The organism is Desulfocicer vacuolatum DSM 3385 (assembly GCF_900176365.1).
GTDB classification, from domain to species: domain Bacteria; phylum Desulfobacterota; class Desulfobacteria; order Desulfobacterales; family Desulfobacteraceae; genus Desulfocicer; species Desulfocicer vacuolatum.
Genome location: NZ_FWXY01000018.1, coordinates 1 through 13,875, shown reverse-complemented (window position 1 = coordinate 13,875; position 13,875 = coordinate 1). Strand labels below are relative to the sequence as shown.

The following is a 13,875-nucleotide window of genomic DNA, read 5'->3' as shown; positions in this document are numbered from 1 at the left end:
AAAATTGGCATGGTAATAATCACAAGGATAACGCCGGATAACAACATTTTCTTTGTTTTCATGCCGAATTACGACGCTTATTTTGGAAACTTTTTATCAAGGATATAGTTCCATCTCTTAAGCTTTTTACTGCATTTTTCCAAAAGAGGTTCGGTATTTCCCATAATGGTTACAGCAATAATGCTATCCCCTTTTCTAATCCGGTTGATCACCGCCATTTCTTTGGAGGAGACGACTTTTCCGAATACGGTGTGTTTTCCGTTTAACCAGGGAGTCTTCACGTGTGTGATAAAAAATTGGCTTCCATTTGTATTGCGGCCTGAATTTGCCATGGAGAGAATTCCGGGTTGGTTGTGAACAAGGCCCTTTACGATTTCATCTTTAAACTGATAGCCCGGCCCCCCCCGTCCGGTGCCAAATGGACACCCTCCCTGAATCATGAAATTATCGATAACCCTATGAAATTTAAGACCGTCATAGTACCCACGATTTGCCAGATTTACAAAATTGGCCACGGTGTAAGGAACCTTGTTATCAAAAAGTTCCAAGTGAATCTCACCCTTGCTGGTTTCTATGACGGCTGTAATACCGCTGGAAGCATTGGAAAAATCTGCTGCATCCGCACTGCCGATGTCAAAAAGAGCCACCATGGAAATCAGAGTAAGGGTAATCAATTTGTTTAATGCTGTCATTGAATCCTCCATGAATTAATAATTTATGGATGTGTTATGCGAACCTGAATTTAATGTCAACAAAAAGGTGGTATGCTTGATGAAAACTTGACAACCAAGTTTTTTCAAACTGTCCAAGTAGCAATTATTCGCAACATGCGTCAAGACAAACATACCCAAATTTTAGCCCTCAATTCACATTATTAAAATTACAGATACCGCAAAAAGACTGCTTCAAATCGAAACTGCAATGTGCTCCCCACACTGCTCGCTAAAGTTTCGCATTTTTTATTTTTTTATCTTGACAATGTATTCACACATCAAATACATTCCACTTTAACGATTTAATATAGGCAGACAAAAAAAATTCAAGGGGGGTACTAATCATGAAAACATTTATTAAAGTCATGAAAGCATTATCAGATCCCAACAGGGTTAAAATGATGAAAATACTCCAATCTCGACCTTTATGTGTCTGTGAGATCAAAGAAACGCTTGGTATTGCCCAGTCCACAGCCAGCAAACATCTAAAAATTCTTGAAGATGCTGAACTCGTAAAAAATTTTAAAGATGGGCTATGGGTCAACTACTCACTTTCCGATGGCAGTGGCTCCCCATATTCTGCATGTATGATAGGAAATCTCAGACACTGGTTGGACAACGACCTGGAAATTGAGCATTTGAACAAAATTCTCCCGAACATTGATCGCAAGGATATAGTTGGAAAAAATTAAATTTCTTATTTTTGATTTTAACAAATCGACAAATGCCCATATATAATAATTTACTAAAACAACCACAGGAAAAACCAATTTATGATCATAATCAAAAATTTTAAAAAATCAATTTTACCTGGTGTTGCTTTAATGCTGCTCCTTTCTTCAGTTGCTTTTGCACAGGATTTTTCCAAAATTCCAGAACAAGGCAAAGTCACAATGATAGATCTGGGAGCAAAAAAATGTATTCCCTGTAAAATGATGGCACCGATCATGACAAAGCTTGAAAAAGCATATAAAGGCAGGGCAGACATTGTCTTTATTGATGTCTGGGAAAATCGCCAACAGGGTCCCAGATTTAAAATCAGGGCAATCCCCACCCAGATCTTTTTTAATGAAAAAGGTGAAGAAATTTACCGTCATGTGGGTTTTTTGGATGAAAAATCCATTGTTGAGCAAATGACAAAAATGGGGGTTGAAGCACCCACATTTGGGAATAAAGGATAATTCCATGCTGGATTCTTTATTTTTGACAATTAATCAATGGATGACAGGCGGTACAGCCTTTGCCGTTGCCGGATGTTTTCTCTGGGGTGTTATCAGTGTTTTGTTCAGCCCATGTCACCTTGCATCCATACCTTTGATCGTGGGTTATGTGGGCGGCCAGGAGAAAATGATCCATCCACGACAGGCAAGTGTATATTCCATCCTGTTCACCCTGGGTCTTTTTATCACCATTGCCCTTATTGGTGTAATCTGTGCACTGCTTGGAAGGATGCTCGGAGATGTGGGAAACTACTGGCAGATTCTTATTGGGTTTATCCTGATCTGGGTGGCTCTGGGAATGCTGGGTGTTGAGAAGTGCACTTTTTCCGGTGCTCTTTTGTATAGGTTAAATCTTAAAGGGAAATTCGGTGCATTGATACTGGGTCTTGGTTATGGGATTTTATCCGGTTCATGCACCTTTGGATTTATTGCGCCAATTCTGGCCATCATCACAGTCCAAGAGAAGCTGATCACAGGTATTCTTTTTATCACTCTTTTTGCCTTGGGACACTGCCTTCCAATTGTCATTGCAGGAAGCTCCACCGCTGCGGTCAAAACATTACTGGAAAACAGCGCATGGAATGGGGCCGGCACATGGTTCAGAAAAGTTGCAGGCTCGACCATCGCTGCCCTGGGAATTTATTTCATAGCAACCCCTTTTTTTTAAGCACCCCGGGCAGACCGTATTTCGGACCCGGGCCTTTCACAACGAATACTGAAAAAACAGTGGCTGTTATACCGGTAACTGGTTTTTCATCCACAGACAGAACTGCCTAAGAAGGTGTACACAGTTTTGCCATTTTAATTTCAAATCACCGAAGTCATAACAAGGAGACTGGCATGAATGAACTGAATCAGGTTCTAACGGAAATGGATTTTGAGTTTTTTTCTTCCGGTGAGCACGGCATGAGCATCGAGGGAATGCGCAAGGTGCTTGGAAACGAAAATTTTATTTTTCTGGATATACGATCGGACAAAGAAGTTAAATATCTCTCTTTTCCCTTTGCAGTTCACATCCCGTTAAACAAACTTCCGGAGCGGCTTGGGGAGCTGTCAAAGGAGAAGATTATCATCACCTTTTGTTCCTCCATATTCAGGGGAGCCGTGGCCTACACTTTTCTCAGGGCCAATGGATTTGAAAATGTCAAAGGATTGACCGCAACCGTGGAGGAAATGGTCAAGGCATTTAAACCGGGACCGCTTGCCAAAATGTGATCCATGACGGGCCGGAAGGAAAAAACACAATCCAGACGGCCCGGAACACTTTCACAAAAACACAGGACAGATACAATGGATATAGTTATTATCACCATCCTCTCATTTACTCTCAGTTTCATCTTTGCCTTGGGTGGCGTAGGATCTGCTGTGGTTCTGATTCCGGTCCTGACCTGGCTGGGGGTTCCTTTTAATCTGGCCCGGCCCACAGGACTTTTTGTCAATTGCGTGAGCATGCTCGGGGCCACCTGGTCCAACTTCAAAGAAAAACGCCTGGATGTGGCCCTGGGGCTTCCCATTATTATTTCATCCATCATCCTGGCACCTGTGGGAGCATGGGCCGGACACCTCTTACCCACCCGGATTCTGCTGCTTGTCTTTATCGGTTTTCTTCTCTTTTCCGGAACCATGATGCTTTTTTTTAAAGGCTCCAGATACGCCGATCAATACCGGGAAGATCGCCCCGTTACAGGACCGTTAATGGTGGGAGTTCTGGCAGGATTTATTTCCGGTCTTTTGGGTGTTGGGGGCGGTGGTATCATATCCCCCTTGATGATTCTCCAGGGGTTTAATCCCAAAAAAGTGGCCACAGTCACGGCCCTTGCCATTCCCTTTTCTTCTTTTTCTGCATTTCTGGCATATGCTGCCATGGGATCGGTGTCACTGAGAATCCTGCTCTTTGCAGGTCTGGCAGCTTGGGGCGGCGGCTACCTGGGCACAAAGGTCATGCAAAAGAAAATGAGTCCCCACACCGTAAAAAAAATGCTGGGAGTGGTATTGCTTCTTCTTGGTGCAAAACTTCTTTGGACAATGGCATAGATCCACCGTACATGATATGACAACGGCTTTTCATTCCAGGAGAATCTCCATGGGGCCTGCAACCTGCCAAATCATCACCCCCTGGCAAAACCCTTTTTGATATTTGACAAATCCAGCATGCGAGCGATCCATTACAAATTGCTCCACCGTTTTTTTAACGGCCGGGGTTTCATCCATGTAATTCCACAAAGATGCCAGTATACGTTTTACAGCATCTTCAACAGGCACTTTATCCAGATTTTCTTTAATGATGAAATCCAGCTCTGGACGATATCCCAAGGCGTAGAGAAAGTTAAATGGAAAAATAATATCCCATGGATCCATTCCGGGCTCTTCGTTAAAAAATAATTCCCAGATGCCATCAAATCCCCAGAACCCCTTCATGCCCGAAAATCGGCTCAAATAGCAGAAGCCCCGGGAAACCTGATTCATCTTTTCCAGGTCTTCAGGGGTCTGAACACCGGGATTCATGGAAGCCACCACAAGGTCAAACTGTGACACCAGGCCTTCGGCCTCAACATTTATATCCTGCCACCGGCGCTGGTCCACATGAACGTTTTTTATCCCATTCCCATGGACCCGCTCCTTAAGAATGGCAGCCATGGCGATTGATGGCTCCACAGCGGTAATATGACCGGCTGTTTCAGCCAGACGGAAAGTCAGCCCCCCAAATCCTGCACCAATATCCAGAACCCGGGCTCCGGGTTTCAAAATATTTTGTTCCCGGAGTCTCCGGATAATAGTTTTTTCTGCATTCCCATTACCAGGAGGGCGTTTGTTGTTTGCAAACAGCTGGGCCACCTTGTCCCATCTTTTGATCAACTCTTCTTCTGTTCGTATCAGGCGCCTTGTCATGGGGGCCATTTCAATGGCCGAAAGCCATGATTCACGCCAAATCTGCTCATTATTCACAGGAAACAATTCCATTATCAGCTCCTTTTGGGTTGGTAATTATAAAATAGACCACATCAAAACAAGTTCTGCCCGTGGCAGTTTTTATATGAAATACTCCGCAAATCAGGGGTGTATTTCAAACTTTGTTGTGGGCAGGCCGAGGCCGGAATACGGTCTGCCCGTGGCAGTTATATGAAAAGGCAGCCTCCACCTCAGCAGAGCCGCCCCCCGACGGGCAATAGGAACCGGACAATTGAGCTGTCAACAGTTCCGGTCCGGGCACATTGTCCGTCGGGGGACGGCGGTATAATACCATTTGGCTCCGCGTCTACGACCCTATACTTGTTGTGTTCGACAGGACATGCCCGTTATCCGGGAAATAAAACTTCATTAAAAATTTTAAAGACATCGACACTATTGGCTAAATCTTGTAAAAACGATATACAACATACACCACCAAGGCAGTGCCAATCATCCCTATACAAAACATGGTGGTATATCCAAAACTTGAGATTAAAAAACCTGCGGCAACGGTGAATATCATTCTGACAATAGAACTCAGGCTGGACTGAACTGCATAATCAATCCCCTTTGAATCTCCACGGGAATAGTCCATGATCAGGGAAAACACAATGGTGGATGTTAAGGCGATGGCGATTGATATAAACGTAATGACTGCAATAACAAAAAAAATGCTGAAATAATATTGTTCCATAAAGATAAGAATCAAAATGCTGAACATATTAAAATAACCGAAATAAATAAGGATTCGCCTTTTTGTCAAATATTTTCCAATTCGGCTTGCAACCATTCCTCCGACAAACCCGACACTGCTGCCGTAAAATCCAATATAAATCGCAACATCGTCAGCATTAAGACCTTTGGTTATCAGGTATGGTTTGATAAATACCCACACCGAAAGAATAAACGCAAAATAAAATGCCAGAATAAAAAGCCAAATTCCAATACCGGGCTGTGTGAAAAATGATAATATCGTACTAAAAGAGACCTTATGCACTTGTAACGGTTCATCATTTTCCTTAATAAAAAACAAAGATGCCAAGGATAAAAGAACCCCTGCCGACAGAACACTGAAAGTACAGCTCCACCCAAAATGATTGTACAATAGCAAGGACATCCCGCTGCCTGATATTCCGGACAAAAAATAAGCGCTTGTTTTATAGCCGCTTGCAGCAATTCTGTCATGTTTTGAAAACACTTTTATGGATAAAGCATTTAGCGGGATATCGATAAAGGTGGATAAAAGGGTGGCAAACAATATCACGAAAAAAAGGATATAAAAATTATCTGAGACGGAAAGCGTACCTATGCCATATAAGGTTATTGCATACAAAAGCCCTGCCAGACCAATCCATTTTTTATAATGATTTCTCCCCAAAAAGAATCTGTCAACCACAGGGGACAATAAAAATTTTATAACCGCCGGAAGCCCGACAAGCTGAAACAATCCGATAAAGGAGGGATCAACCCCTTTAAGCTGTAATACAACAGGAATCCCCCCCATGAAAAAGACAACCGGTGTGGCAACGGATAAATAGAGTATCCCAAACCGTATATTTGTTTTAAAAAGAGAAAAATAAGTTCCCGGCCCCACGATTAAAACCTAAAAACGAATCGCACACCCAATTCCATTGGTTGCGAGTAAATCGTATATTTGTTGGATGATCCGATGGAATCGTACTCTTTATCAAAAAGATTGTTGCCATATAAATATAGGTCATATTGCTCTGCTTCATATCCTATTTTTGCATTTACCAGGTAATAGGCATCTCTTTTATTTGTATTTTCCTTGTCCAGATAAATTTTACTAAAACCGTTCATGTCTATCCGTGCATAATATCCTGACCTATTTCTGTACTGGCCACCAATATTGAAATTGTACTTTGGGGCATAGGGATTTGTATTACCTGAGTAATCCCCCCCACCGTCAGCATATTCATCAAAAACAGTATCGTTGTATCCCAAAGATAAAAATAGGTCCAGATTTTGACAAAACAGATAATTTAATTCACATTCGAGCCCCTTTGAAGTGGCTTTGGCAGCATTGGATTTATAGCTATATGGACTATTTACAATGTTATTCATGACCTGCATATCACTTATTCGCATATAATACATGGCACTATTGAGCATAAGACGATTACTCAACAATCTATTTTTACTGCCCAGTTCATAGGACCACAATGTTTCTTTGTCATATTTTTTCGAATATCCCTCCGGTGAATACGAATAGAATCCTCCGGGACGATAACCTTTTGCAAACGTGGTATAGATCATGGAATCGTCATTGAATTTGTATGTAAAGGCCAGTTTAGGAGATATTTCACTATAGCTGGACTCCAAATCTATCTTTTTATCAACATCTTCATAGCAGATATCGTTTGTGTCATACCTGATCCCTCCTGCAACAGAGAAATTTTCCGTGATGTCATACTCCGCATGGATGAATGTGCCAATGGAATCCCCTTCCAGCTGCGCATATGTGGGGAATTTATTCCCGTACATGTACATATCGTAATCAATGGTATTATCATCCTTGTCCAGATTAATACCCACAAGCCAGTTAAAGCGGTCTTTATTCCGGGTGAGGCGCATTTCCTGGGAGATATTTTCGAACCGGCTGTCGATTTGAAGGTGATGATTTACATCCGAGGTATAGTCATAATCCAGGTATGCGGTATCTGTAACACGCTTTTGGGTGGTTATGGATTGGAAGGTATAACTGTCTTTTTTATATTCTATTTTTAATGCATTCAACCATGTTTCGGTTTTAATGAATTCATCATTGTTCCAATTTGTTCTTGGGGCATCTTTAAATCCCCAGGTCAGACCGCCGTCATCGTGTTTTACCGCAGATGAGATCAGGGAAATATCAAATGCATCTGTGGGGGTATATCTGAGGTATATTTTCCCAAAATTATGTTCCCTGTCATCTGAAAATCCACCAAGATTAAAATTCTTAAGAAAACCATCTTTTTCATAATGTTTACCGGAGATTCCTGCATAGAGTTTATTTTTTATAACAGGCCCGCGTATATCCACACCATATTCTCTTTTATGATCGCTTCCAAACTCGACAACGGCTTTTCCTTCCGCTTTATTACCCGGTTTTTTCGTAATAACGTTAATAACACCGGCTTCCGTACCTTTTCCGTAAAGTGTTCCCTGGGGGCCTTTTAAAACTTCGATTCTTTCTATATCCATTAAAGTGACATCAAACCCTGACGTACCCAAAACAGGAATGCCGTCAACAAACATTCCCAATGCCGAGGAAAAAGAACCGGTTTCCGTATGTAATCCCCGCATGGTAGGAGATAAAGACTCTCTCCCACCATTGTCATACAACATCAGGCCAGGTGTAAACGGGGCAATATCCTTAATTGATTTAATGCTATTATCCTCAATGGAATACTCATTAAAAACGCTCATGGAAATAGGCACTTTCTGCCCGTCTGCTTCATTTTTTTGAGCTGTGACCTTGATTTCATCCAAGGCAATATACTCTTTTGCCTGTAAAAAACCCGACGAAACAAACAACATAAACGACAAAACAATTGATAACATCATCTTTTTTTTATGGCTCATTTTCTCATCCTAAATCTACACAGTTTATTGTTATGGATGTCAGCGCAAAAAAAAACCCAACCGATTAATATTCGGTTGGGGATATCCGTTTTTATCCTCAATAAAATTATGGCCGCGTCCATCCACGTGGAGAGGGCATTTTCTTCTGGTAGGTCTTCTGACTCCCGGTTCATCCAAAAAAACCGCGCCTTCCCATCCAAAATTTTCCAGACAGTGGCTTTCAGCGGTCTTGTCCCCGGTCACAGCGGCGGGTCCGCTCCCGATTTCCACGGGATTCCCTGTTATGCATAAGCACCAGAACAAATTATGAACTATAGTTCATATATTTTAGAAAAATAAAAGTCAAGCCGTTATTTTACTTTTATTTTGGTATGTGCACCAACACGGATTTCCTCCGAAAAAGGAAATTGAGGCAGGAAAATGTCAGGAATTTTTGTAGAGGAATCTTGCAAGCATATCGGCCAGACCGGCCAGGAGCCGATCTGAATCCATCCCATGGTCAGTAATATTACTGTTATGAATCACCTCTTCACAAGCACATAAAATCACAAAAGCTGCAGCCTCAATATCTGTAATCCGCAAGCTTTCCTTCTGGGCCTCAAGGGCTTCAACAACCTGCCTGTGAAGATTTTTATGGATGGTATTGTGAAGGGCCTGGACATCAGAATCACTATAGCGCATGTAAGAAACCTCTCGCTGGAAATCAGGAGAAAGGCCATGCCCGTCAAAAAGTGCCCGAAGAAGGGTTGTCACTTTTTCAGCAGCAGTCTGCTCCCCGCCGGAATCGGCTGCAATCTTACCTATATCGCTTAGTGGGCTATGGGAAAAGCCTTTATAAATTTCCAGAAAAACACTTTTTTTATCCTTAAAATAGGCGTAAAAACTACCAATGGAAATACCGGCTTCCTTTGCAATCTCCTTTGTATTGGTAGTATGAAATCCTTTTTCTGAAAAAACGCGCATTGCAGCATCAACAATTTTTTTCTTGGTTTTGATTCCCCTTTTCTGAGTGGGGGTTCTGGGCTTCTGAATATCCGACGTCATGACATGCTCCTGATCAATTTATTTTTTCAGTTCTATATCAGCGCCGGCCAAGCAATGTCAAATTTACAACACAGGTCTGCCTGTGGCAGTTATTTCTGATCAGAAGAAAAAAATGAATGACGGGCTATATCTGTTATGGCCACCACTGCAGGATGTTTGAGTATGCGTTCCACAGAAATGGCGTAAAAACTCTCCTTTATGCTATCGCATCTTCCTATGATCTCCACCTGGTATTGATTTTTAACCTCTGACTCGATTACGGTGGGTGCCACAAACACACCGTCTCCAGCCTGTCCAAAAACAGTTAAAAGCGCATTATCCTCAAATTCAGCCACCACCACCGGCTGGATAGCAAGCTTTTCAAACCACTGATCCAAGGCACATCTGAGCATGGTCATTGCCATGGGCATGACCATGGGGGTGTTGTCCAGCGAAGCAGGAAAATTTTCTGACAAATGCTTTGCAAGATTTTTTTCGGCAAAAAAGGTAATCCCACATTCCCCCAGAAAATGGTTATAAGCCTTTATACTGAGGCCGGACCTGATGGGACCCTCGGCGATGACCAGGTCCAGATTATGCAAAGCAAGGTCTGCTAAAAGATCCTGTTCTTTGCCTTCATGACAGACAAGACGCACTTTTCTGTCCAGACAAAGGGCTGGCTCAAGGAGTTTTCTGGCCATAAGTTTAGGGACCACATCCACTATACCCACCTTAAGGGAGAGGGGACCGATCACCGGACGATTGTGGACCTGATCCATCAATTCCCGGCCCAAAGGAAATATTTTATCGGCATATTGAAATACCAGCTGCCCCAGATCGGTTGCTTCCAGGGAACGTCCCTGACGATTGAATAATTTTCCTCCAAGAGACCCTTCAAGCTTTCTTAATTGCGCACTCACTGTTGACTGAGCAAGGCTCAATTTGTTACATGCCGCAGTAATACTACCCTCCTGCATCACAGTCCAAAAATAAAAGAGATGATGATAGTTAAGCCATTCCATGATTATATCTTCGCTTTTTTCGAATGATTTCAGTTGAATTATCTATTTGACCGGAATATTCCATAAGACTACTATCTGCTTCCAGCTATGGCCATAAGTTGGGACAGTTTCAATCAGTATTTTATTTGCAAGGCCCATTTCATAATGCCTTCCAAAATCTCATATTAAAAAAGTGTCCCTTATTTATGTTCATAGTCCTGCTTTCTTCTGTTCGTTTTAGATGAAAAGGTAAGCTCCAAGTTTACCTAAGGGGGGTGGGTGGCATAATACCATTTTCAATATTCGTTTTGTCCGCCAAGCCATGCCCGTTTTATATGAAATACTCCGCCAATCAGAGGCGTATTTCAAGCTTCGTTGTGGGCGGAACCGAATCAGAATACGGTCTGCCCGTGGCAGTTTATATGAAAAACTCGTTTGAACCACTGGGTTTTTCAAATTTTATTATGGGCATACCGAGGTCAAAACAAGGTCTGCCCGTGACAGTTATTGAGTTAAATTTTCCCGATAACTTCTACCATGAAAACAGATAAAGGGTCCATGGCTTTGACGGGAATGGCGTTTGTTTAAAACAATAAAGCTGTTTTGACAGGAGAAACAAGATGATCGACCCATACTTTTTTACAAAAAAACAAAGGATTTTAACAGTACCATGAATACAATGAAAACTTTATTGACTATAGGGTTTCTGCTTCTTCCGGCAACGGTTGTCGCAGAAACAGGAGCGGCAGTATCCTCGGTTATTAACCTGACTTCAACTTTTTACGGTTATCTTGGGGTTATTATATTTGTAGGAGCCTATGCCCTGGTTCCCCTGGAAAACACCATCCACCTGAGAAAGAGTAAGCCGGTTTTGTTTGCAGCAGGAGCCATATGGCTCTTGCTCTCCATTGCCTATTCAGCCGTTGGAGATTTTCACACGGCCCACGACGCCATAAAAATAAGCCTTTTGGAGTATGCTGAACTATTTTTGTTTCTGTTGGTGGCCATGACCTATATCAATGCCATGGAGGAGAGAAACGTATTCCAGCGTCTTCGCTCTTTTCTGGTCTCCCGAGGTTTTTCTCTCAGGATGATCTTCTGGATAACGGGGGTACTTGCCTTTGTCATCTCACCTGTGGCAGACAATCTCACCACAGCCCTTCTCATGGGGGCCGTGGCCATGGCAGTGGGGGGTAAAAATAAAGCTTTTATCAGCCTTGCCTGCATTAACATTGTAATTGCCGCCAATGCAGGAGGTGCCTTCTCTCCCTTTGGTGACATCACCACCCTCATGGTTTGGCAAAAGGGCAAAGTGACCTTTTTAGAATTCTTTGCCATCTTTATCCCGGCGGTTGTGAACTGGCTGGTTCCAGCAGTGATCATGAGCTTTTTTGTTGATAAAGAGGTTCCCGAGGCATTGGATGAAGAGGTTTCCATGAAATACGGGGCATGGAGTATCATGGGGCTTTTTCTTGCCACCATTGTAACGGCGGTGAGCTTTCACAACCTGCTTCATCTTCCTCCGGCAGCCGGCATGATGTTTGGCTTAAGCTATCTTGGTATCTTTGCCTATCACATCAAGCGCCATGAAAACCGCAGCCATAAATACGACACCATACTGGGGGTCAGGGACCGTGACTGCAATGGTATGGGAGAGTTCTCCCCCTTTGATATTATGAAAAAAATCTCAAGGGCCGAGTGGGATACCCTGCTATTTTTCTATGGTGTCATCCTCTGCGTTGGCGGGCTTGCCCAGTTCGGTTACCTGTCACTTGTTTCCAAATTCATGTACACCGATCTTGGAGCCACCTGGGCAAACAGTCTTGTGGGGGTGTTATCGGCCATCGTGGATAACATCCCGGTGATGTTTGCCGTTTTAACCATGGACCCCACAATGTCCCATGGACAGTGGCTTCTTGTAACCCTCACAGCAGGTACCGGCGGAAGTATGCTGGCCATTGGCTCAGCCGCCGGTGTTGCTCTCATGGGAACTGCCCGGGGAACCTACACATTTGGGGCCCACCTAAAATGGACCCCTGTTATCGCCCTGGGCTACGGAATGAGCATTTTGTGTCACCTTGTGCTCAACAAAGCTCTGATGTAAACGCTTCAGGCCACACCCGGGGGGACCTTACCTCCCGGGAATGGTTAATGTTTGACAAGTGCATATTTACTCAATGTGATCTTTCAGATAATGGTAAAATTTTGCAAATATCGGACATTTCTGCTGGATAATCTGGGCTTTGGCAATCATCAACAACTCAGGAGAATGCTCTCTTTTGGAAAAATGAGGCAATGTTAGTTTCCGCTCTTCCGATTCAGCCTGCACCGCTTTAATTAGAACATCAGACAATTTTTCCCTGCATGCATCGGTGTCAGGGTTAAATTCTGAAAAAGACTCTGGATTATCAAATAAAATCTTGCAGAAACTACTGAGACGATGTCGCAGCCCTTCATGAAAAGCTCTAAATCTGTAATCCACGGCAAAGGTATTTTGCCAATCCGCAATCAACCAAGACTCTATCTCCGGAGCGGCAAAGGCCACACAACGATCAATATTCTCTGTTCCGTGGATGCCATCAATGGCCTCATTGAAAATAGCAGCGGAATTAATTTCATCACGACAGTCCAAATCATCAAGCACCAGTACGAGGTCGCAGGTGTCATTTTGAAGTGCCACCGGCAAAAAATAGCTGATCTGGCTGGCCAGATCCTTGCCTGTCTTGCCAAGCGCTTTTGCTTTTTGTGTTTTTCCCGGTTTAGGACCTGGTTTTTGTTTCATGGGTGTACAGCGCCTGAAACTGTGTTCAGGAAAATTTCGTTCCAGAAAGATATTAAGCACTTTTAATTCAGTGTGTCCACCTCCTGCAAACACCCATATTACCACGGCCACCCCCCGACGGCAGGATCACCAACCCTATATAAATCCCCCAACTCCCAATCCTCTTTTAATTTTTCTTTCAGGAGGGGCTCCGGTAATGTTCTGGGGCTGAAATGATTCCTGCCTTCAGTATTAAAGCAGATAACATTCTGATACTGATCGGTAAAATGATCCAGCAGGTCAGGGCTATGGGTACTGACAATAACCTGGGATTTTTGTGAAGCGCTTATGATCCATTGGGCCAGGGTTTTCATCCATGCCGGATGAAGACCGACTTCAGGTTCATCAAGAACAATCAGAGTGGCCGGTTTAGGCCTAAAATAAGCGTGTTTTAAACAAAAAACATCAAAAAAAAGCTCGAAATGCCTTTAATTACAGTGTATATTTGATCCACTACAAAAAAATATAACATAAAAAAGGACATTTCGAGTGAAGAGAATTATCGATAAAAAAATAAATAAACGCAAGCAAAAAATTCGTAAAAGGACCAAAAAACGAAATTG

At 42.9% G+C, this 13,875-nt stretch carries 14 protein-coding genes, 1 pseudogene and 1 riboswitch; of the genes and pseudogenes, 7 read left to right on the top strand and 8 right to left on the bottom strand.

What is annotated here, in order from left to right:
- Positions 1-77: 77 nt before the first annotated feature.
- Positions 78-692 (bottom strand): peptidylprolyl isomerase, encoded by a 615-nt coding sequence (locus B9A32_RS15205; RefSeq protein WP_084070426.1) that lies wholly within the window; start codon positions 690-692, stop codon positions 78-80.
- A gap of 365 nt (positions 693-1,057) precedes the next feature.
- Here B9A32_RS15205 and B9A32_RS15200 point away from each other — a divergent pair, with 365 nt between their 5' ends.
- The 5 genes from B9A32_RS15200 to B9A32_RS15180 all read left to right on the top strand — a co-directional run bounded on the left by B9A32_RS15200 (position 1,058) and on the right by B9A32_RS15180 (position 3,967).
- Positions 1,058-1,405 (top strand): ArsR/SmtB family transcription factor, encoded by a 348-nt coding sequence (locus B9A32_RS15200; RefSeq protein ID WP_084070424.1) that lies wholly within the window; start codon positions 1,058-1,060, stop codon positions 1,403-1,405.
- Between the two features lie 81 nt (positions 1,406-1,486).
- Entirely contained in the window at positions 1,487-1,894 is a 408-nt protein-coding gene (locus B9A32_RS15195) for a thioredoxin family protein (protein ID WP_084070421.1), read from the top strand.
- Positions 1,895-1,898: 4 nt separating this feature from the next.
- Positions 1,899-2,600 (top strand): cytochrome c biogenesis CcdA family protein, encoded by a 702-nt coding sequence (locus B9A32_RS15190; RefSeq protein ID WP_084070414.1) that lies wholly within the window; start codon positions 1,899-1,901, stop codon positions 2,598-2,600.
- 173 nt (positions 2,601-2,773) lie between these two features.
- Entirely contained in the window at positions 2,774-3,148 is a 375-nt protein-coding gene (locus B9A32_RS15185; RefSeq protein WP_084070411.1) for a rhodanese-like domain-containing protein, read from the top strand.
- Positions 3,149-3,223: 75 nt separating this feature from the next.
- The gene (locus B9A32_RS15180) at positions 3,224-3,967 is read left to right on the top strand and encodes a sulfite exporter TauE/SafE family protein (RefSeq protein ID WP_084070598.1); all 744 of its coding nucleotides are present in this window, start codon (positions 3,224-3,226) and stop codon (positions 3,965-3,967) included.
- Between the two features lie 30 nt (positions 3,968-3,997).
- Here B9A32_RS15180 and B9A32_RS15175 read toward each other — a convergent pair whose 3' ends face one another.
- From B9A32_RS15175 to nhaR, 5 genes are all read right to left on the bottom strand, one after another.
- Positions 3,998-4,894, bottom strand: coding sequence for a class I SAM-dependent methyltransferase (locus B9A32_RS15175; protein ID WP_084070408.1), 897 nt, complete (start codon positions 4,892-4,894; stop codon positions 3,998-4,000).
- A 388-nt stretch (positions 4,895-5,282) separates the two neighbouring features.
- On the bottom strand, positions 5,283-6,476 hold the full coding sequence (locus B9A32_RS15170; protein WP_084070405.1) for an MFS transporter: 1,194 nt from the start codon (positions 6,474-6,476) through the stop codon (positions 5,283-5,285).
- Between the two features lie 2 nt (positions 6,477-6,478).
- The gene (locus tag B9A32_RS15165) at positions 6,479-8,467 is read right to left on the bottom strand and encodes a TonB-dependent receptor (protein ID WP_084070402.1); all 1,989 of its coding nucleotides are present in this window, start codon (positions 8,465-8,467) and stop codon (positions 6,479-6,481) included.
- 130 nt (positions 8,468-8,597) lie between these two features.
- A riboswitch (cobalamin riboswitch) is annotated at positions 8,598-8,781 on the bottom strand.
- Positions 8,782-8,890: 109 nt separating this feature from the next.
- Positions 8,891-9,511, bottom strand: coding sequence for a TetR/AcrR family transcriptional regulator (locus tag B9A32_RS15160; protein WP_084070400.1), 621 nt, complete (start codon positions 9,509-9,511; stop codon positions 8,891-8,893).
- An 89-nt stretch (positions 9,512-9,600) separates the two neighbouring features.
- Positions 9,601-10,512, bottom strand: coding sequence for a transcriptional activator NhaR (gene nhaR / locus B9A32_RS15155; protein WP_084070397.1), 912 nt, complete (start codon positions 10,510-10,512; stop codon positions 9,601-9,603).
- 314 nt (positions 10,513-10,826) lie between these two features.
- On the opposite strand from nhaR, the gene B9A32_RS21850 reads away from it, so the two are divergent.
- Both B9A32_RS21850 and nhaD read left to right on the top strand, forming a co-directional pair.
- A complete protein-coding gene (locus B9A32_RS21850; protein WP_212637961.1) occupies positions 10,827-11,042 on the top strand; it encodes a hypothetical protein in 216 nt (71 codons plus the stop codon).
- Between the two features lie 140 nt (positions 11,043-11,182).
- Entirely contained in the window at positions 11,183-12,595 is a 1,413-nt protein-coding gene (gene nhaD, locus B9A32_RS15150) for a sodium:proton antiporter NhaD (RefSeq protein WP_332308523.1), read from the top strand.
- Positions 12,596-12,661: 66 nt separating this feature from the next.
- Here nhaD and B9A32_RS15145 read toward each other — a convergent pair whose 3' ends face one another.
- Positions 12,662-13,273: a hypothetical protein gene (locus tag B9A32_RS15145; RefSeq protein WP_212637960.1), complete on the bottom strand. Its 612-nt coding sequence runs from the start codon at positions 13,271-13,273 to the stop codon at positions 12,662-12,664.
- A 98-nt stretch (positions 13,274-13,371) separates the two neighbouring features.
- Positions 13,372-13,701 (bottom strand): annotated as a pseudogene (locus B9A32_RS22560) (AAA family ATPase); the annotation flags it as partial.
- Positions 13,702-13,875 lie beyond the last annotated feature (174 nt).